Genomic DNA, 20,349 nt, shown 5'->3' with positions numbered 1-20,349 from the left:
CGCCTCCCTACCGTTTGAGGATTTCCTGGAGCTGAGGTAGGTCCCATTCGGAGAAGAGCGTCCAGTGTGAGGCTTGTGGAGTGGGCACGTCCGGCACTTCGCCGCCGGTGAGCGGACCGAGCAGTGCCCAACCGCGTGAAAGCAGCGGCATAAAAGGAACCACAGAACGGCCCCAGTCCCTCGCAAGGAGCATGACGTCGTAGAGCGCGATCCCGGCGGCCTGGTTGTCGCGCGTCAGTAGTTGGCTGACCAAGTCTCGTCGCCCAAGCTCCGCCAAGCCGTAAGCGAGATAGATCGCCAGTGACGGGTCGGCTTCACCGTACTCTTCGAAGAGACCCACCAAGTCCTCCGGAGAGTAACTGTCCCACCAGGTCAAGCCATAGCGCGATGCCGCGGCAATCTGTGAGCGACGTACCAAGTAGTTCTCGTCGAGCGTTTCCTTACGCCCCCAGGTGCCCTCACTCAAAGGTGCATATGAAACGTCGACCAGCTGGTCCCGCTCAAAGATCACCGTCCCCACGCGGCCCCGCAGGGCGGGGACAACCGCGCAATGACCGGACATGAGGTGCACAAGCAAATTGGTGGCGCGCCGGTCGTCGTTGAAATGCACCTGAATAACATCCGACGCCACCTGCTCGGCGCCGGCGTCGTCCGTGTAGACCGCCTTAACGGAGGTGCCGTCCACCTGCACGGCGGAGGGCGTCTTGATTTTTCCTGGATCCGACGGGGGGACTGCAAGGCGCTCGGCTGCAAGCCTGGCGGCGTCGAACGCCGGATCCTCTGGTGGTGTGACCTCACGCCCGGCCTCGGCTTCGTCACTCGTGGCGGCTGGATCGACACGATCCGCTGCCGGGAGCCGCGACAGCCAAGCATTCTCAGAGTCGCCGGAAGTGACTCGGCCCTCCGGTTTTTGATCAACGGCCATGTACGCTCCCAGCTGGATGATCCGCCGGCTCACGTACTCCGGGAGTCGCTTCTTCAGCGGGTAGGGACGGACGAGATGGAACGCCCTGCTGTTGTGCTGAACCCGTTCGAGCAGCTCAGAGTAGCCGCCACCCAGCGCCTTGGCGAGAACCTCTGTGTAAACAGCTCGGTATCTTCTCTTCGACTCGTACGGATCGGCGATTTCGTAGGCTGCATCCCCCGGCCTGCATGCGAAGAATTGGTCTACCCAGTCCGTCTGCGAGGTTCCGTTCTGGAACAGCGACTGGCCGTTCATGCCGGGTCTCGTGCCCTGCGGAGCGGTTCGGCAGGTATCCGATATCAGGACCACATGCGGTACCCCGGTGTCCCATGCATAGATGGCGCTGAGCGTGAGATTGATAGCCTCGTTCGGATCGTCGGGGGCCCCCGATAGCAGCCAGTATTCGTTCTTGTTGACGTTCACGCCGTGTCCGCAAAAGTACACAATGAGTTGCTCCAGGGAGAGCTGGTCCACAAAGGACTGGACTGCCATGCGGACAGTCGCAGCGTCGACCGTGCCGCCACCGGCGTCGGTGAGAACCTCGACCCGGTTAGCGGGGATCTGCTGGTTCTTTGCCCACGATTCCATGCTGCGGAGCCCATGATCGACGGCTTCGAGTGTCGGGAAAAAACTCGCAGCTTTTCGTACCCCAATGAGGACAACGGCACGGTCCATAGCCAGTCACTCCATCCGCCCCTCCTTGACCGTAACGCGGATCACGGGCAGGCACCTGGTGACAAGGAGTCGATGTCATGCGACACAGCGTGTGCTGTCTCCGGCATGCGCAGTTGGCTCGGCCGTTACAACTCGCAGCCTGTGGGGCTCGTAAAGTCATCGCTGCAGGTCGCGTCCATCGCGCGGTCTGTACTGGAACCATGCCAGCGCGATCGTCTCACTACTGTACAAAGTCGCCCGCAAGCTGCTGTCCGTCCCCGGGATGCTGTCGAGTCGCGACAGCACCAAAGCCGCCGAGTTGCTTGTCCTCCGCCATGAAATGCGGTGCTACGCCGTCAGATCGCCGGCCCGGTCCGCTACGAGCCCGCGGACCGGTTCTGGCCGGCCGCCCTCTCCAACCTGATACCCCGTCGCCGCTGGCGCGAGATCTTCCCGGTCACGCCTGGCACGCTGCTGGCCTGGCATCGCAGGTTCATCGCGGCGAAGTGGGACTACACCGCCCGGCGCACCCGCACAGGACGCCCGCCGACCAGGGCGGCGCTCAAGAAGCTGATCCTGCAACTCGCTCGAGAGAACGCACAGTGGGGGCACAGGCGGATCCAGGGCGACCTGACCCGACTCGGGCACCCGATCGCCACGTCTACGGTCTGGGAGAACCTGCACGCTGCCGGCATCGGCCCGGCCCCACGCCGTACCGGCCCGACCTGGAGGCAGTTCCTCACCAACCAGGCCCAGGGCATCATCGCCGCCGACTTCTTCCATCTCGACACTGCCGTCGCATGCACGCTGTACGCGCTGGCGTTCCTCGAACACCGCACCAGGCCCCTGCACATCACCGACGTCACCTGAGGTTCCCCCGTTGCTCGGGAGTTGCTGATCAGCTGGTCAGAGCGGGTTGACGGGTGTTCAGGTTCGTTGGTTCGGCCGTCGCCTGGTCGGCGTAGTACTTCTTCTCGAACTCGATCGACTGAGGAAACCGAGCCGTTCCTGGATGCGGCGGGAGTTATAGAAGCCGTCGATGTACTCGAAGAGGGCGAGGTTGGCCTCGGCCCGGGTGGGTGAAGGCGCGACCACGAAGGCCCTCGGTTTTGATGAGCATCCAGAGGTTCCCCGCGAGGGCGTTATCGTACGAGTCCCCGACCGAACCCATGGATGCCTCAACTCTCGCTCTCATCAGCCGAGTTGTCAGCTTGATGGACGTATATTGACAGCCGTGATCCGCGTGGTGAATGAGCTTGCCGGGCTCGACCTCACGGGACGCGAGCGCGTACTCGAGCGTGGTCAGCACCAGGTCGGCGTCCGCGCGGGCCGAGGTCTCCCACGCGACGACGCGGCGGGAGAACGCGTCGCGGATCGCGGACAGCCACAAGGGCCCCTCACCGGTGGAGATCATCGTCAGGTCGGTGACCCACAACCGGTTCGGCGCGGGCGCCGTGAAGTCCCGGTTGACCAGGTCCGGGGCCAGGGTGGCCTTGGGATCCCGGCGCGTGAAGCCCTTCCGCCGCGGGCTCACGCCCGCCAGTCCGTCCTCACGCATTAATCGCTCGACCCTGCGCCTGCCGAAAATGTCATCCATACAGCTCAGGAGCGTCTTCGACAGTGCGGCAGGATAAGCACTCGTGCTGCTGCGCCTCGCCTACCTGACCGTCACCAACCTGTTCGCTGCATTGCGGCTACTGCCGATGAGCGACCGCGACAAGACGCGGAGATCACGGCGCTGCGCCACCAACTCACCGTCTTGGAGCGGCAGCTCGGCGCGGACCGGGTGAAGTTCACTGCGGAAGACCGGGCATTCCTTGCCGCTCTACTGGTACCCCTACCCCGTCAGGTCCTGCGCCGGCTCCGGTTACTGGTCCGGCCAGACACCGTCCTGCGCTGGCACCGCGACCTGATCAAGCGGCGCCATGCCCGCACGTGCCGGCCGAAAAGGCCGGGCCGGCCGCCCACGGTCCGCTCAATCCGCGTGCTGATCCTGCGCCTAATCCAGGAGAACCCGTCGTGGGGCTACCGCAGGGTACACGGCGAACTCGCCACCCTCGGCATCCAAGTCGCCGCCTCCACCGTCTGGGAAATCCTCACCTCCGAGGGCATCGACCCCGCGCCAGACCGGGCCGCCACCACCTGGGCCGACTTCCTGCGATCTCAGGCCGACACCATCCTGGCCTGCGACTTCATCGAGACCATCACCCTGACCGGACAGCGCCAGTACATCCTCGCCGTCATCGAACACGCCACGCGCCGCATCCGGATCCTCGGCACCACTGCCCACCCCACCGCAGCCTGGGTGACCCAGACGGCCCGGAACCTGGCCATGGACCTGACGGACGCCAACGCCACCCTCACCTACCTGATCCGAGACCGGGACGCAAAGTACCCCGCCCTCTTCGACCAGAGCCTGGCCGACGCCGGCATTCAGGTCGCGCGAACCGGCATACGAATAGCGCGCATGAACGCGATCACGGAACGCTGGGTCCAAACCTGCCGCCACGAACTACTGGACCACACCCTCATCTGGAACGAACGACATCTGCGGCACGCGCTCCGCCAGTTCGAACTCCACTACAACCTCCACCGGCCTCACCAAGCGATGCATCAGGCAACACCCCTGCGTGCCGTCCCCGAACCGCTCCCCCCTGCACAGATCTCCCACCTCGACGTACGCCGAAAAGACCGCCTCGGCGGAGTCCTCCACGAATACCAACATGCCGCCTGAACTGCGTGGATGGACTTTTCGGCAGGCGCAGAGTTCCTCGAGGCGCTGCGGGCCTGCGTCACGCACGATGCACGGGTGCGGGTTCTGGTGACGTTGCGCGTGGATTTCCTAGGCCAGCTGCTCGCCGGCCGTCACGCCGGACTCTTCGAGTATCCGATCACCATCGGCGCGCTCAGCCGCAGCCAGCTTGCCCAGGCGGTGGAGCAGCCGGGCGCGCTTGACTATTGCTCTGCCCGGCGTTCCCTTCAGTCGCGAACGTGTCGGATGTGGGCGGTCCGTCGCTTCCCCGAGCCGTCTTCGTACTCGACCGGGGAGCCGACCATGCACCACAGCAGAGCAGCGGCGAGAGGTGAGGACGGGCTGAGCACCTGGCCCTCCTTCGTCGTCGGGCTCTGAGAAGTGATCTCGTACTCCTCAATGTCTGTGGACTCGCCGAAAGTCAGGCCGACCAGACGCCCAGGGGCGACCATCCGTCCGCCAGTCGCGCGAGGAGTGGAGGGCACTGCCCTGAGGAAGTTCTCCAGGAAGGTGGCGCGCTCCTTGAGCTGTGCACACCGCTTCTCCCAATGGCGCCGGTTGTCGGCGCGCACCCGGTAATCGGTGGCGGTGTCCAGGGGCTCCGGCTGCCGCAGGTACTCGCGGATCTGGGTCAGTTCGTTCTCGACACGGCGGCGAGATGTCTCGGCCAATGCTGTCACCGGGTATCGGGTGGCAGAGGCGGCTTCCTCGCGTCGTGGAGTCGGCACGGTTCCGCTCTGCCGCGCGGGGCGAGCGGAAGCGGCGGCGGTCCGGGTTCCGGTACCCCGAGCCGCAGAAGGCCGCCGCGCGGGCCCGCTCTGCGGTTCGGCTCGCGGCGACGGCGCCTTCAGCGACGGTGCTTCAGGTCCCGCCGTGCCACCCGCGATCACACGCGGGGTACTGGGGCCAGTCCTAACAAGAGCCACCGCGCGTTCGACGGCGGTACGGAGTCGGGTTTCGGCTCCGGACCGGTCGCGGTACCAGTCGGTGCCCCAGATCCGGTGCAGCTCCCAGCCCAGTCCCCGCAGCACTCCTTCGCGCAGACGGTCACGGTCTCGGGCAGCCTTCGAGGAGTGGTACATGGCGCCGTCGCACTCCACGCCCAGCGCGTACAGGCCCGGCCGATTCGGATGCCGGACACCCAGGTCGATGCGGTACCCCGCAACGCCGACCTGAGGCTGGACGTCATAGCCCCAGTTGCGGAGCACCGCCAGTACGGATTCCTCGAACGGGCTCTCCGTCTGGGCGTCCGAGTCCACCGCCTCCTGGGAGAGCACGGACGGGCCACTCTGGGCGTATCGCAGGTAGCGGCCGAAGTGCCGGAAACTCTTGCTGCCGGTGTCTCCCACCTCACCCGGTTCGAACGAGGCCACGACCTCCACGCGGTAGCGCGCTCGGGTCACGGCGACGTTCAGACGACGCCAGCCATCAGCCTTGTTCATCGGGCCGAAGTTCTTCGAGAACTTGCCCTGGGCATCAGGGCCGTAGCCGACGGAAAGGATCATGACATCCCGCTCATCGCCCTGCACGCTCTCCAGATTCTTGACGAAGAACCCGTTCAGCCGGTCCTCGGAGAAGCATTCGTCGAGGTCGGGGCGGGTCTGCCGGGCCGCATCCACAGCGTCCTGGATAGCGACGGCCTGCGACTGGGACAGCGCGACCACACCGAGCGATCTGCCCTTGCGCGTACTGAAGTGGTGGATGACGCGGCGGGCCACCGCTTCGGCCTCCCCGGGGTTGTTCCGGGCGGCTGCCCCGGAACGGTAGATGCCCTTCATGGCGCGGTAGTAGGCGACGCCGACATCCTCACCCTCGGCATGAGCTCCCGGGAAGGTGGTCATCGACTCGTCGTAGAACTCCCGGTTGCTGAAGGCGATCAGGTCCTCATGACGGCTGCGGTAGTGCCAGCGCAACGACAGACTCTCCAGCAGCCCGCTCGCCTTGCACAGATCCAGCACGGAGCGGAACTGATCGAGGGACTCCTCGCCCTCGTCCTCCTCGTCATCGCCTGCGGAAGCGAAGAACTCGGTGGGCGGGAGCTGCTTCTGGTCGCCGGCGACGATCAGTGCCCGCCCACGGTAAACACAGTTGATGGCGTCCTGCGGCAACACCTGCGAAGCCTCGTCGAAGATCACCACGTCGAAGACGAGGTCAGGCGGCAGGAACCGGCTCACGGTGAGCGGACTCATCATGAAGCACGGTTTGATCCGTTGCACCGTCTCCCTGGCTGTCTCCAGGAGCTCCCGCACCGGCTTGTGCCGGCTCTTCTTCTCGCCCTCTCGTCTGAGCAGCGCCGCACCTGGCGTAGTAGCCGTGGCGCGCGGGCGGCGGCTGTCACAGGCCTGGACGACGCGCTGACGGGCGTGGTCGGCCAGTCTCGCGTCCAGTTCCCGGAAGCCTGCCACCAGGTCGTCGCGGTCCGCGGACCGGGGGGTGGCCAGCCGTGGATCACCGGCCAGCTGGAGGTCCGCCCAGGCACGGAGAGCCGCACGTTCGACCACTGTCGGGAAGTCGACCGGAGCGACCCCACGGCGCACCGCCCTGTCCACCAGGTCCCCCAGGCCCAGGGCGTCGAGAGCCCTGCGGCCGACGTCGTAGGCACGCCACTCGTCAGGGCCGCCCCGGTCGGCGTCCAAGACGGCGAGCGCCTTCACCGCCGCGTCCTGGCCGCCGGAGAGCACGTCGCGGAGCTGCTCCGCGCGCTCCGGACGGAACAGGTTCGCCAGTGTCTCCGCGGCCCGTGACCACGCGCCCGCAGCGGCTTCGAGATCCGTGTCGACTTCCGCGTGGTAGAGAATCTCGGCGGCGGAAGCAGTCAGTGGAACCGTTGCCGGAAGCCCGCACGCCTCCTGCAGAGTGGTGATCCAATCCAGGGCGGCGGTCAGGTCGGACACGCTGGTGCTGCGGCCTGTGTAGAGGTCCCCGAGCAGTTCCCGGTCGTCTTCCGCCTTCGACTCGAACTCCACGGCGGCAGCACGCGCGGCCCGTACGGCATGGACACCGACGCGTGCCGCGGCGAGAGTCCAGGTGCCAGGTGCTGTGACCGCACCTCCCCCCGCCACGGCCGTCTGCTCCACGGTCCGGATCAGTCGCTCGGCCGCTCGCAGAGGCGCGACATGCGCGCGACTCCACTGCGCGGCGGCTCCGAGGCTTCCCGGTTCCAATGCGTACGACGGGCCCGGTGCGGGGGGAAGCACGAGAGAATCCCGCCACTCGGTCAACCGGGCGGCTGCCTGTTCCGCGGTGTTCCTCGCGGCGGCGCGCGGTTGCCCTCCAGACGCCACCTCACGGGCCAAAGCGTCCTGATTGATCACCCGGGGAGCGAGCTCGAGGATGTCGTCGGCCCATGCGATGAGGGAGTCCAGGCCGTCGAAGTCGGTGTCCTCTCCCTGCCAGTGCGGACCGAGAACCGAGGCGTGGCGACCGGCCTCGGCATTGAGTGTCCGATCCGCCTGCTGCCAAGCCACCGCCGCCGGAAGTGCGGCCAGGACCGCCTTGGTGCATTTACCACCGTCAGGGAGAAATGACCTGATCAACCGGCGGTCGGCTCGACACGCTGAGGTCAGCCTCGCAGTGAGGGACCGGTGCACGTTGGCGAACCGGTGCGCGACTTCGTCAAGAGAGTCTTCGTGCAGCACCCGGTCCGTGAAGACCTCTTCGGCCTTACTCCGATTCGCGCGCAGCCGCTCCACAGCTTCACGCAGGACCTGCGCGGCGCTCCTCGCACCAGCCGCTCCCTCCCGGGTGAGCCATGCCGCCAGGGGCTTGGCATCGTCGGAGTGTCCTGCCAGAGCGGCGAGGCGCCCCAGACGTAGCGCGTCGTCGCAGGTCCCGGGAGCCGGCAGGCCGTACATCGCGGCAACCGCCGCAAGCGATGTGACTGCCTCGTCGAGTGCCGCTGCATCTGCTTCGAGGCGGTCGCCGAGCTCACGGGTGGCGTCGGCGGTGAGCACACTGATGTCGATGGCCGGGGGCAGCAGAGTCTGGAGAGCGGTCTCCTCCGCGCTCGGCGTGGGATCCGCCTCGGCCGGCAGCCGGTCCCATGCCTCGCCAAGTATCTGCTCCGCCGCCCGCTCGGCACCGATGACCTCGCCCAAGCGGCGCCGGAAGTCCGACACCGCCGTAGTCAGGCCGTGGTGCTCGGCGGTCAGCCACGGCCGCGGCAGCTTCGGCCTCGCGCTCGCGACGTGCAGCAGCGCGGTCAGTCGGGCTGTGTCGCGGACCCCCTGCCAGTCGAGTTCGGCAAGGAGAGGCGCATGCGGCAGCAGCCTCGTGTCGAGCTCGCCGAGGGTTTCGGTGGCGAGGTCGAGCGTCTGCAGCGGGTCACCGGCGGCTGTCAGCCCGTACCAGGAGTACGCCGTGCCTTCCGCAGCCGGGCGCCACGATCTGCTGACCTGGCGCGCCGCCACGGTCGCCCGGTCAAGTCCCTCAGCGGTGAGCGCCTCCGCGTCGAAGGACGGGGCCGGGGGCAGAGGATGGGAATCGTCCAGCAGCGCGATCCGTCCCAGGACGTCGTGCAGGCTCGCACCGAGACCAGGCCGGAACTCGTTCATCGCCGCCGCGTATCTGGAGAGTTCCTTACGCAGTTGGCGAGCGCGGTTGAGGTCCGCCTGGGCGCTGCCGGACGAGGTACGGCGGGGCGCCTGCAATGCCTGGCCGAGTTCCTGCGCCACCTGCTTCCGGCCCGTGTTGTTGCTGTGCAACGCCAAGACGTAGTCGTCGAGACCGACATCGCTCAGACGGTTGCGGACCACGTCCAGGGCCGCCGCTTTCTCGCTGACGAACAGCACGGTACGGCCCTGCTCCAACAGGCCCGCGATCATATTGGTGATCGTCTGGCTCTTGCCGGTGCCGGGCGGCCCGTCCATCACGAAACTGCGACCTTCGATCGCGGCCGCGACGCACTGTCGCTGGGAAGAGTCCGCGTCGAGCACGAGCGGGGCGTTTTCGGGCGGCTGGATCTCGTCGATGCGATCGGCGTCAACTGGTTCGAATGCAAAGGTTCCGGGCGAGATGCCGGAGTCCGCGCCGAGTCCGATGGCTCGCACGAGGGCGCTGGCCTGCACCCGGCCGGCGTTGTCAAGGAGGTCCCGGTACATGACCTCCTTGCTTGAGTTAAACGTGTCAAGCACCATCCGGTTGGTGACTTTCCAGCCGCGCATGCCGGCCACCGCGCGCCGGACCTGCGCAATCAGTGCTGGAATATCGCGGCGTTCCACCTGGTCGACACGCGGCCAGTCCACGCCCAACTCGCCCATCTTGATGGCGAGGGCGGGGTTGAGAGACGGCTCCTCATCCGCGTTGACCTTCAGTACGTACGAGTCCCCGCGTCGCCGCTCCAGCACGACTGGCACCATCACCAACGGCGAACTGAAGCTCTTCTCGGCAGACGGGGCCGGCGTCCAATCGAGAAAGCCCACACCGAGATGAAGCACCCACAGGCCGTAGTCGTTGTACTTCTCCCGCGCGACCAGGGCAAGGCGACGCAGATGCCGGTCCTGTTCAGCCTGCATGGCCTTGGACGTGGTGAGCGTTACAACGGGGCGGTTGCCGCCGACTCCTGCCCGGGATGCAGGGGTGTCGATTGGCCTGGCGCCAGTGGTGGAACCGGCAGGGACCACTCTCGCGGGCGGCGCCAACTCGCCCGACGATGCACTCTCATCCTCGGATCCCTCGCCGCGTACAGCAGAGAAGGCGCAACCGCGGGAAAGCCCTTCCAGCACGGTGGACAACCCGGGCTCGACCAAATCCATACCTGCCGACGAGGCACGGCGCTGGTAGTTGAGCAGCCGGTTACGGAAGCTCAGATCGATGAGTGAGTCCCGCCATGAGGCGAGCAGCCTCTCCAGCCGAGCACGGTCCGTGGAAGGCCGCCTGCCTTGGAGGGTCATACAGCGCAGCTCCTCATTGGTGAAGAGATCGTGAAGGCGTTAGACGAAATGTGTGAAGCATAGCGGTGCTTCGCAACGGCGTCTGGAGGGACGGCACAGGACGACTCTCCCCACGTCAGGACACTGGAGGATGGAGAAGAGGCTTCCCTGCCAACACGAGTGAGGAGGCCATGGGCAAACGGCCTTCCGCGCAACGTCATCCCACTCCGGAGCCGCAGACCTGGGACCCGCCCAACGAGACAATTCCGCCCCCACCTTCTGCCAAAGCACGTAACGCGATCGCCGACACCATCGACAGAGGGTGGAGTTGGCCCCGATTGGCAGGCGGCGTACCGCTGCTGTTCTGGACTGCGTGGCGTTGGTCTCAAGGCCGGGTGGAATCTGACCGGTGGACGGCGGGCCAAAGGTGACCTCGATGACCAAACAGTCAGGGAACATCCAGCTTCCGGACGAGCTCGCCGACCTCCGTGCGCCAGGCGCGGACCTGCTCGTCGGTGGGGCCCATCTCGTACTGGTGGTAGTGGCACCCCAGGCACAGGTGCGACCAGACGGCGCGGGTCCGCCGGGCAGTCTCCCCAGGGGTGTAGCAGCGCAAGCAGAGCATCTTGGCCCGCATGGTGGCGCGGGCGAGTCCCGGTACCGCTGCGTCGAGCACCCGGTCCACGCAGATCTCCAGAACAGTCCTCAGGGCCAGTGAGGCTCCGCGGTGACGGCCTGCGGCTGTGGCACCGCCGAGGTCGCCGGCGAGCAACCGGTCGGCCGTCAGCAGGAGGTCTTCGACGGAGGCAGGGGAAGCGGGTGCTGCGGATACAGAGGGTGAGGATGCAGCGGAGGCACTCATCGGGCGTTCCCCTCCGGCTTGCGCACCTTCTGCGCCAGAGCCTCGACGCCCTGGACGAAACGGCGCGGGTCGGTGATCTGCGCCCCTCCCGCGTGGGCTCCTCTCTGACACTGCTTGATGAGGTATGCCGCCTGCGCTCCGTAGCGGTTTTTCACTTCCTCGTCGACGTCGCGGATCCGTGTGATGTCGCCGAACAGGGCGAGCGCCGCGACCTTCGTGAACTTCTCGGCGTCGTCGACGGCGGCGTGCAGTTCCTGCTCAGGCCCGCCGGAGAGGTGGTGCTTGGTCCACGCGGCTTCCAGGAAGGCGTTCTCCAGAGCAATGCGGCACAGGCTGGGCAGCACATGGGTCCGGGCAGCCGGTGGCAGATCCGGGGTGCGGACGATGGCCATCGCGTCGGCGATCGCCTGTGCGACCGGGTCGGTCACTCGCTCGACCCTCACCCTCGAGGCCTTGCTCCGCTCGACCTGGAACACCGTCACCGGCAGCTCCTGGCTCGTGAACGCCCGCTGGAGCCGGGTGTCGTGGGTGAACACGACGACCTGCCGGTGTTTGCCGAGTTCGTGCAGGACCTGAGCGAGTCCGTTGACCTTGGCGGGGTCCATGGACTGCACCGGGTCGTCGATGACTATGAAACCGAACGGGCTGTCGGCCGTAACGGCGCGGGGCAGGAACAGGGACAGTGCGAGGGAGTGCAGCTCGCCCTGGCTCATGACGCCCAGCGCCGAGGCGTCCTGGCCGTCGACGGAGACATCCATGACGAGCTTGCGTACGTTGGCCTTCTCGCTGCCGTGCAGGCTCACACCGTTGAGGTCGATGTTGCTCTCCTGGCGAAGCTTCTCCCAGATGCGCTGCGACTGTTCGGCGAAGCCTTCCATGCGCCGCTCCCGCAGCTCGCTGCTCAGCGCCTTGATCCAGGCACGGGCCCGCCGGATGTCTCTCAGCCGGGGATCGCTCTCCTTCGCGGCACGAGCCCGCTCCGCCCAGCCGGCCAGGCGGTTGATGAGCCGGCGCCAGCGTTCGTCCCGCTTCTCCAGCTCCCTCGTGGCGTTCTCTCTCACCGCGGCGCAAGCGTCAGTCAGCGTCCCAGCCGCCTCGTGGGCGCGCCTGACGAGCTCGTGCGGATCGCTGACCGTACGGCAGGCGGTCCAGGCGTCCCACGGGTCGGTCAACGCGGCCGGGATCCGCTGGGGCCTGTGCACAAGGTCCTGTAGGGCGCGCACCGCCGACCGCAGTGCGGCGCGCGCGTCGTCGGCGGCCTTGGCTTCCTGGCGCAGTACGGCGATCTGCGCGGCGGCACGCGCGGCCCACTCCCCGTCCAGGACGCGATCCGTTCCGCAGACCGGGCAGGACTCGTCGTCGGGGTGGCGGTCGCTGTGGGCCAGAGCCCTGCCGAGGAGGTCGGCGCGCTGGTGAGCGTCCTCGGCGCTCGTGCCGCGGACGTCCTCGGCATCGGCGAGGGCCTTGCTCAGCCCGACCACCGCGGCGGAGACCTGCTCCATGTCGGGGCCCTGCACGGCGGCCGCGACCCGCAGCTCGGCGAGAAGGCCCTCGCCGGTGTCGGCGGGCAGTCCCGCCACCAGTGCCTCGACGGTGTCGAAGTCCGGGCTGCCCGGGGTGTCGATGGCCAGGAGGGCGTGCACCGCGCGCTCGTCGTCCTCCAGCGCGTACAGGGCGTCCACGAGTTCCGGGATTTCCGCCTTCGCCGCCTTCGCCGCGTCGTCGAGTACCTTCTCCTCCGCCCGAAGCCGGCTGTCCGCTGCGCTGAGATGCCGCAGGCCGAGGATCGTGGCGATGGCGTCGTACATCTCGGAGGGCTTGCCGCTGATCATGCGGTCGAGATCGACGTACGACAGAAAGGGCCGGTAGTCCTCCATGGCCTGCTTCCAGGCCACCTGGTCGAGAGGGACTCGTCCGTGTCCGGGCCGCTTGAACTCTGCCTGGGAGCCGCCGAAGTCCTCGCTCTCCCACGTGCGGGTGAGCGTGCTGCGGCCGGTGTCGCCCTCGATGGCGAGCTTGACCTCGATCTCCGGCCTGGCACCGTCCTCAAGGTGGAGGTTGCGCCAGTTGCTGCTGCGCGACGCGTGCAGCCCGTGCCAGCGCATGTTCGTGCCGGTGAACGCGGTCTCGATGCCCTCGGCGATGCTGGACTTGCCGGACCCGTTGCGGCCCACCACGAGGTTCACGCCCGGTCGGGAGCTGAGGTTCAGCCAGGTGCGGGGGCCGATGCCGCGGAATCCGGTGACGGCGACGGAGGCCAGGTGGATCCGGCCGACGGAGGACGGTCCTTCGGCCTCCCCCTCGCCCAGAGCGTCCTTGAGGAGCGCCTTCACCGGCTCGCTGAGGACCGCCTCCGCGAGGCGGGCCTCCACCAGTTCGGCTACGGGCATGGACGGGACGGTCTGGGGCGGCTGGGTGGAATGGTGTGCGGTGTGCTGGGGCTGTTCCTTCTCGGTCATGAGGTGCTCCGGGGTGGGCGCGGGAAAACATGGAAGAGCGCGAGGGCCGGGCCGAAGGCGGGGCAGGTTCACCGGATCCCCGGCCGGCAGTGGAGAGAAGGGCGGCCTGGGGGCGTCGGTAGTCGGTGAGGGCGCCGGCGGCCTACAGCGTGACCAGGCGCGCGAGTTCGGTGCGCGGGACGGTGTCACGCACGAAGTGCAGGCCGAGCTCGGCGAAGGGGTCGGCGGCTTCGTTGAGGGGTGCCGCGCTCGACCCGCCCACGTGACCTGCCGGTCAGCGCCGAGCGCCGCCGGTCAGGGCGCGGGGTCAGTCTTGGCGGTGGCGTCGACGTTGGTCAGGCAGGCTTTCATGAAGACGTCGCGGTGGATGGTGCCGCCGGTGGGCTCCTGGGAGATCTGGGCGTACTCCTGCGAGCAGGTGCTGTCGCTCGCGGTATAGGTCATGCTGCCGTCGTCGACGTACACGCCCCCCGATATCACGCCAGACGCGTAGGCGCCGAGAAGTGTTGAGCGGCCGAAGACAGGCTTGTCCACAGCCTTGGTGACCGCATGGGTGACGACCTTGGGCGGGCGAGACTCAGCCTGATGGGCGCGGTGGTCGGCAGCAGCCGCCTGGCGGCGGGCGGTGGCGAGCGCAGAGTGGGTACTGACGTGGTCCACCGTGGCCGCGGTGACGGACAGGGCGGTCAACCCGCAGGCGGCAATGACGTTGGCTCGGTTCACGGTTGTCCTTCAGGTAAGGAATCGGAGGGTGAAAACCTCGCAGCGGGTCATGGTCGGGGGCGGCGCGGAGGCGGCGGAGCATCGCCTCGCCGCCGCACTCGAAGGCGTACTGACCCGCTCGGTCAGCCAGTCAGCCGGCCCTGGTGTCAGTCCACTTGCCGCTGAAAAATGAGCTGCCGCCGCGCCACCGTCACCTCCCTGAGCGGGAAGGTACGGATTTCAGACGGTGCCGGACCTTGGGGGCTGCAATTCGCCCGGACACGACGGGCCCCGCTCGCGGCTGTGCGCGGGGCGGCCTCCTCGGCGCGGGTCAGTATGCGCCGCTGTCCCGTAGCTCACTCACGACCTGCTCCCGCAGCTCCGGGCAGTACGCCTTCACGCCCATCAACAGCAGTCCGTTCGCCTCTTGCTTCTGCGTGCCCCAGTCCGGCCCGTACGGGTACAGACCGCCCTCGCCGAACATCCACTTCACGCTGTGCCCCGCGCCCAGACCGTCGCACCACTCCTGTGGAAAGTCGATGAGGTCACCGTCGGATGGCTGTCGCTCGGCCCAGCTGCGCCACGACGCAAGGTGCACGGCGTCGAGGAACTTGACTTCCTTGCTGACACTCGGCGACGCCTTCGGCTTGGCAGGCGTCTTGTCGTCGCTGGTACTGCCACAGGCAGCAAGCGAAGCGAGCAGGGCAGCGGCGAGTAGCACGGTATTGATGATGCGGCGCATCGTGTCCCCCAGGATGTGTGAAGTCGGTACGGGGCGTGCACGGTTGAACGAACCAAGGCCCACCGTCACGGGTCGGCGGGCTTTGGCCGAAGAGATCAGTAGTTGGCGTTGGCGATGAGGTCGCCATCCTGGCCGTAGACGCTGACAAGCCCGTTCTTGGACTCGTAGCAGGACGTGAACGCAGACGCGATGAGCTTCGCGTCCCCCTGGCTGTCGCTCATAAGCCCGCCACTGAAGTCGGTGTAGACCTCAGCCGAGTCCAGGATGTCGTTCCGCTTGTCCGCGCCGGTCACCTTCGTTACGTGCTGGACGGCCTTCTTCTCCGTGGCCGTACCGGACTTGGCGACGCAGGCCTTGAACTGCTCCGCCTGCGTCTTCGTCTTCTGCGCGGGCGTCGCCTCGGCCTTGTCGGACTCCGGCGTGCGGCCGGCGGCGACGGCCTTGTCCTTGGCGCCGGTGTCGGTGGAGTCGCCGTTTCCGCCGCCGGCCGCGGCGGCGATGCCGATCAGAACGAAGAGGGCAACGGCGCCGAGGCAGCCGAAGCCGACGATCTTCCCTGCCTTCGACTTCTTCGGCGGCTGCGGCTGGAACGGCGGAGTGCCGTAGCCCTGCTGCTGCGGGCCGCCCCAACCGGGCTGGGGCTGCTGCGGGTACTGCTGCTGGCTCATGGTCCCCCCAGGGGATGTAGATGCACCTTGCGGGTGCGTGTGACTTGTGAACCTGGAATGTGCGTCAGGCGGCCCAGGCGGCGAGGGCGCCTGTAGCCCACAGCGTGACCAGGCGCGGGAGTTCGGTGCGCAGGACGGTGCCGCGCACGCACCGCAGGCCGAGCTTGGCGAGGGAGTCGGCGGCCTCGTTGAGGGGGTGACCGGCGTGGGCCTTCTCGTGGACGAAGGTCAAGTGAGGGGTGTACTCGGCAAGCAACTGCAGCTTGACCAGGCTGGGCTGGCGGCCCTGGGAGCGCAGGTGGGTGTCGTAGCCCTCGGGCATGTCCGTCCCGTCCTGCTGCCAGCTGTGCAGGTGCCGCAGCGCCTGCAAGTTGTCCAGGCGGACCTCGATGGGCTGGCCGGGGTGCGCGTGGAGGACCGTCTTGAGGCCCCAGTACACGGCGCGCAGTTCGGTCGCGACCACGCGGGAGCGGGGTCGTACGAGGTGCTTCGGGTAGAGGTGGGCGCGCAGACCGGTGTGGCCGGTGGTGGCGAGGTAGCCGGAGGCCACCCGGTCCGGGCCGACCGAGGCGTCCGTGGCCAGCACGATCGGCCCGGCGACGGCCTTGACCTTTTCGTTCACGCACACCTGGCGGCAAGCGGACGTGGCGGGGCGCGGTGCGTGGGCGAGGGGAGAACGACGACCCATGACAGTTGTTGCCTCCTTGTCTTCGCGACGGGACAGCGGGAAAGAGGGCGAGCGGCGCGTGACGCCCGCCGAGCTTGGTCGTGTGGGTCAGGCGCCATCACCGTGTTGCAATGACCCCTGGAATCCGCCAGATTGCGGAGGGGCTCCGGTGTTGCTGGTGGGTCAGATAGCAGCCGGGGCCTTCTTGTACCAGTCCGTGATCACCTTGGTCAGGTGCACGACGTTCTGCTGACGCATGATCGGGGCGGAGGCGTTCGGCTCGAAGTCCTCGTTCGCGTCCGTGGTGCGCCAGATGCTGTCCTCGGTGACGGGGGCGGTCATGTGCCGGTCGAGCCGCTTGAAGAACTCCTGGATGTCACCGTCCTCGGCTCCGTCCTCCTTCAGGTTGCGGTAGACGCCGCCCAGGACGCGGAGCATGCCCACCGAGCCCAGAAGCGAGGACTCGCGCAGCCTCATGGCCTTGGTGGGGGGCGCCGGCGGTTCGTTCTTCTTCTTCTCGGAGAGCGAGGGATCGTAGTTGTCCACGTCCTCCTCGGTGATCTCCGCGAGCGCGGTGAACGCAATGGAGATGACATCCAAGAAGCCGCGGACGCTCTCGATGACCTCGTTGTCGGTCAGCGACTCGACCTTCTTGCTGACACGGCCACCGGGACCGGCGATGACGGCCCGTGTGATGTCGGCTACGTGCTTGGCGCCCATCAGGTTGCGGTTGGTCAGGGTCATCCGGTCCCGCTCGATGTCGACCTTGCCCAGGAACAGGGGGTGGACGACGATGTCGCTGAGCGTGCGGTTGGCGATGCGCGAGGTGTCGAAGCGGGCCCGGACGGCACCGGAGATTCCCTTGGCGTTGTCCGCGACGTCGACGAACATCTGCTGGCCGCTGACGCCGTCGGGCTCCACGTAGATGTCAATGCCAACGAACTCGTCCTTGAGTCGCTGCATTCGGCCGATCAGCGCCTCGCGGTCCTGCTCCAGCTTCGCCTTCTTGGCCTCGTTGGCGCGGTGGATCTCCCGGTCGATGCGGGAGACCTCGTCCGTGATGCGCTTCTTCTCCAGGTGGACCCCGAGGATGCGGTGCTGGCCGTCGATCGTGATCAGGCGTCCGATGCCGCCGATGGACCACGGGACGGTGAGGTAGCCGACCGAGCCGTCTTCGCTGATCGGCTCGAAGCGGCAGCCGCCGGTGTCGCGGATGAGGAGGGCCGGAGCCACCCACCTGGGGTTGTCGGCGAGGTACTGGCCGAAGCCCTTGGCGTGGGTGATGTCCACCTTGCGGTTGTCCGGGTCCGGCTTGGCCGGGTCCGGGATGGTGAGGATGACCGAGAGGTCGGCGAGCGGAATGCGCGTCGTGTAGACGGTCCGGCCGCCCTGGCTGGTGCGGATCGCCAGGTAAGTGGACTCCTCACGCACCAGGGAGAGGCGCGAGGAGTCGACAGTGATGGTCATGGCTGACTTCCTTTCCGAGCAGGTAGCCCTCGGGGGCAGCGGGAGAGAGGGCGGGCGGCGCGTGACGCCCGCTGGGATCGGCAGGGATCTGAAGAGATCGGATGCGCGGCGCGGACTCAGCAGAGCGCCTCGGGCCACCGCTTCCACTCGGAAGCAGAACTAGATAAGCACGAGACTGAAAGCATCGTCAAACAGCTTGTCGGACTTGACGACCGCTGTAATGTGTTAACCGTCCACTATCCGACTGGCCCGAGAGGTGCGGAACCCCACGCCATGCCCCAGCAGCCACCAGCCCAACTGGCGCCCTCAGCGCACGTGACAGCCGCCGAGATCTCCCGCATCGCAGGGGTCACGCGCGCCACTGTCAGCAACTGGCGCCGCCGCCACGACGACTTCCCGGCCCCCAGCGGAGGCACGGAAACCAGCCCGCTCTACGACCTGCCGGCCGTCCAGGCATGGCTGCGGGGACGCGGGCACACCTCCACCGCCTCGCCGGCCGAGGAGCTGCGTACGGCGCTACGGCTACTGGGCCCCGGCTCGGGTGTGGCCGCGCGACTGTTCCCGCTGGTGGCTGCCGCGTCCCGCCGCACGCCCGAGGAGCTGTCCGAACTCGCCGCCGTGCCCGACGACCAGCTGATCGCCCGCGCGGAGAAGGCCGCAGCACAGCTCCCCGCAGCCGTGCCCGAGGCCGAGCCGGTCCGCTACGGACCGAACGATGCGGGCGCGGTCCGCGCGCTGCTGGGTTGCGTCCGTGAGGCGGGGGCGCAGGCCGCCGTCGATGTCCTTGCTGAGCGCGAGCTGGACGAGGGTGCCGCCAGCGGCGTTTACCAGACCCCCGAAGGCCTGGCCCTGCTCATGGCACGGCTCCTGCCCGCCGGCACGGCCCGCATCCTCGACCCTGCCTGCGGCAGCGGCACGCTCCTCGCCGCCGCCGCCCGGCAGGGCGCACAGGAGCTGTTCGGGGAGGACTCGCTCCCCGTCCAAGTCCAGCGCAGCGCAGTCCGGCTCCTGCTTGCCGCGCCCGAGGCCGAGACGGCGATCCGCGTCGGCGACAGCCTGCGCGCCGACGCCTTCCCCGACGTCACGGTGGATGCCGTCCTGTGCAACCCGCCGTTCGGCGACCGCGATTGGGGTCATGACGAGCTGGCCTACGACCCGAGGTGGGCGTACGGACTTCCGCCGCGCTTCGAATCCGAACTGGCCTGGGTGCAGCACGCTCTCGCGCACCTGGAGCCCGGCGGCCACGCGGTCATGCTGCTGCCGCCCGCTCTCGCCTTCCGCTCCTCCGGCCGCCGCATCCGCGGGGAACTCATCCGCAGCGGGGCCCTGCGCGCCGTCGTCTCACTTCCGGCGCGTGCCGCGTATCCGCTCCACATCGGCCTGCAGGTCTGGGTGTTCCAACGCCCCGAGCCGGGCGGCACGGACCGTACGACGGTGCTGTTCGTCGACGGGGAGGGCGAGCAGCGGGGCAGCGCCACGGGCGCGCCGTCCACCACCGATACGGCCACGGCCGGCGCCGGAACCCGCGGCGGCTCACGCCCCCGCCGATCCGGCTCCGCCCCTTCCGCCGCCTCCTCTGCCCCTGCCTCTTCCGCCTCTGTCTCCTCCTTCGATTGGGCGGGGCTGACCGACCGGGTCCTCGGCCAGTGGGCCGCGTTCACCACCGCCCCCGACACCTACGCCGACGAGCCCGGCGTCGCCCGCGCAGTGCCGCTCGTCGACCTCCTCGATGACGTCGTCGACGTCACCCCAGCCCGCCATGTGCGGGCGACCGCGGCCGACATCGACCCGACCGCCCTAGCCGGGCGCGTCACCGAACTGCACGGCCGGCTGGCCGAGCAGGTCGCCGTCCTGGCGGCCGCCTCCGCGTCCGGCGGGTGGCAGCCGGGGCCGTCAGCCCGCGAGTGGCGTACGGCGACCGTCTCCGACCTGGCACGCGGCGGGGCACTGACCGTGGTGCGGGCGGCGACGCCCGGCACACGAGGCTCCAAGGGCCCCGCCGCCCCCACCTTGGACCGGCCGGTCATCACCGTCCAGGACATCTCCGCCGGAAACCCCCCGTCCAGCGGGGCCGTTGGCATCCACGCGGACGCCGCGCAACCCGTCGCCGCCGGGGACGTCCTGGTACGCGCCGTCGCGGGCGGCGGCGACGCGGCCACGATGACCCGGGTCGCGGACGACCAGGACGCCGGAGCCCTGCTCGGTCCGCACATCCACCTCCTGCGCCCCGACCCGGCCCGCCTCGACCCGTGGTTCCTGGCCGGGTTCCTCGGCGCCGAGGACAACATCGCCTCCGCGTCCACCGGCAGCACCCTCGTGCACGTCACACCGGGCCGCCTGCGCGTACCGCTGCTGCCCCTGGAGGAGCAGCGGCGCTACGGGGAGGCCTTCCGCCGCGTGTACGAGCTGCGCGCGGCCGTCCGCCGAACTGCCGACCTCGCCGCCGACACCGCAGCCACCCTGACCACCGGCCTCACCGCCGGCGTACTCCTGCCACCGGACATCCCGGACAGCGGTTCCGCCTGAAACGCCCCACGCGTCC

11 protein-coding genes and 3 pseudogenes are annotated in these 20,349 nt (G+C 68.2%); 4 read left to right on the top strand and 10 right to left on the bottom strand.

From position 1 onward, the window contains the following. Nucleotides 1-7 precede the first annotated feature (7 nt). Nucleotides 8-1,639, bottom strand: a complete 1,632-nt coding sequence (locus tag AC07EJ_RS31765; protein WP_478885561.1) for a hypothetical protein — start codon at nucleotides 1,637-1,639, stop codon at nucleotides 8-10. 262 nt (nucleotides 1,640-1,901) lie between these two features. On the opposite strand from AC07EJ_RS31765, the pseudogene AC07EJ_RS31760 reads away from it, so the two are divergent. Then, a pseudogene (locus tag AC07EJ_RS31760) lies at nucleotides 1,902-2,485 on the top strand (transposase family protein); the annotation flags it as partial. A 157-nt stretch (nucleotides 2,486-2,642) separates the two neighbouring features. Here the strand turns inward: AC07EJ_RS31760 and AC07EJ_RS31755 are convergent. Further along, complete coding sequence (locus tag AC07EJ_RS31755) at nucleotides 2,643-3,215, bottom strand: IS3 family transposase (RefSeq protein ID WP_478885560.1); 573 nt, start codon at nucleotides 3,213-3,215, stop codon at nucleotides 2,643-2,645. A gap of 43 nt (nucleotides 3,216-3,258) precedes the next feature. On the opposite strand from AC07EJ_RS31755, the pseudogene AC07EJ_RS31750 reads away from it, so the two are divergent. Together AC07EJ_RS31750 and AC07EJ_RS31745 are read left to right on the top strand one after the other, a co-directional pair. After that, nucleotides 3,259-4,352 (top strand): annotated as a pseudogene (locus AC07EJ_RS31750) (integrase core domain-containing protein). Between the two features lie 9 nt (nucleotides 4,353-4,361). Beyond that, a pseudogene (locus AC07EJ_RS31745) lies at nucleotides 4,362-4,541 on the top strand (hypothetical protein); the annotation flags it as partial. A 56-nt stretch (nucleotides 4,542-4,597) separates the two neighbouring features. Here AC07EJ_RS31745 and AC07EJ_RS31740 read toward each other — a convergent pair. The 8 genes from AC07EJ_RS31740 to AC07EJ_RS31705 form a co-directional block, all read right to left on the bottom strand. Further along, entirely contained in the window at nucleotides 4,598-10,261 is a 5,664-nt protein-coding gene (locus AC07EJ_RS31740; protein ID WP_478885559.1) for a DUF4011 domain-containing protein, read from the bottom strand. Nucleotides 10,262-10,688: 427 nt separating this feature from the next. Further along, complete coding sequence (locus AC07EJ_RS31735) at nucleotides 10,689-11,102, bottom strand: hypothetical protein (protein WP_478885558.1); 414 nt, start codon at nucleotides 11,100-11,102, stop codon at nucleotides 10,689-10,691. Next, the gene (locus tag AC07EJ_RS31730; protein ID WP_478885557.1) at nucleotides 11,099-13,561 is read right to left on the bottom strand and encodes an AAA family ATPase; all 2,463 of its coding nucleotides are present in this window, start codon (nucleotides 13,559-13,561) and stop codon (nucleotides 11,099-11,101) included. Before AC07EJ_RS31730 ends, AC07EJ_RS31735 begins: the two co-directional genes overlap by 4 nt. A gap of 294 nt (nucleotides 13,562-13,855) precedes the next feature. After that, nucleotides 13,856-14,284 carry a hypothetical protein gene (locus tag AC07EJ_RS31725; protein WP_478885556.1) on the bottom strand — a complete coding sequence of 143 codons (429 nt, stop codon included), beginning with the start codon at nucleotides 14,282-14,284 and terminating at the stop codon, nucleotides 13,856-13,858. 310 nt (nucleotides 14,285-14,594) lie between these two features. After that, a complete protein-coding gene (locus AC07EJ_RS31720) occupies nucleotides 14,595-14,984 on the bottom strand; it encodes a hypothetical protein (protein ID WP_478885555.1) in 390 nt (129 codons plus the stop codon). A gap of 116 nt (nucleotides 14,985-15,100) precedes the next feature. Next, the gene (locus AC07EJ_RS31715) at nucleotides 15,101-15,673 is read right to left on the bottom strand and encodes a hypothetical protein (RefSeq protein ID WP_478885554.1); all 573 of its coding nucleotides are present in this window, start codon (nucleotides 15,671-15,673) and stop codon (nucleotides 15,101-15,103) included. Nucleotides 15,674-15,737: 64 nt separating this feature from the next. Then, nucleotides 15,738-16,295, bottom strand: a complete 558-nt coding sequence (locus tag AC07EJ_RS31710; RefSeq protein ID WP_478885553.1) for a ribonuclease H family protein — start codon at nucleotides 16,293-16,295, stop codon at nucleotides 15,738-15,740. A 228-nt stretch (nucleotides 16,296-16,523) separates the two neighbouring features. Continuing rightward, entirely contained in the window at nucleotides 16,524-17,807 is a 1,284-nt protein-coding gene (locus tag AC07EJ_RS31705) for a DNA sulfur modification protein DndB (RefSeq protein WP_326817514.1), read from the bottom strand. Nucleotides 17,808-18,122: 315 nt separating this feature from the next. Between AC07EJ_RS31705 and AC07EJ_RS31700 the strand changes: the two genes are divergently transcribed. Continuing rightward, complete coding sequence (locus AC07EJ_RS31700; protein WP_478885552.1) at nucleotides 18,123-20,333, top strand: N-6 DNA methylase; 2,211 nt, start codon at nucleotides 18,123-18,125, stop codon at nucleotides 20,331-20,333. Nucleotides 20,334-20,349: the final 16 nt, after the last annotated feature.

Source organism: Streptomyces sp. NPDC045026 (assembly GCF_056432625.1).
The sequence above is the reverse complement of the archived record's forward strand: the minus strand, read 5'-3'. Positions and strand labels throughout refer to the sequence as shown.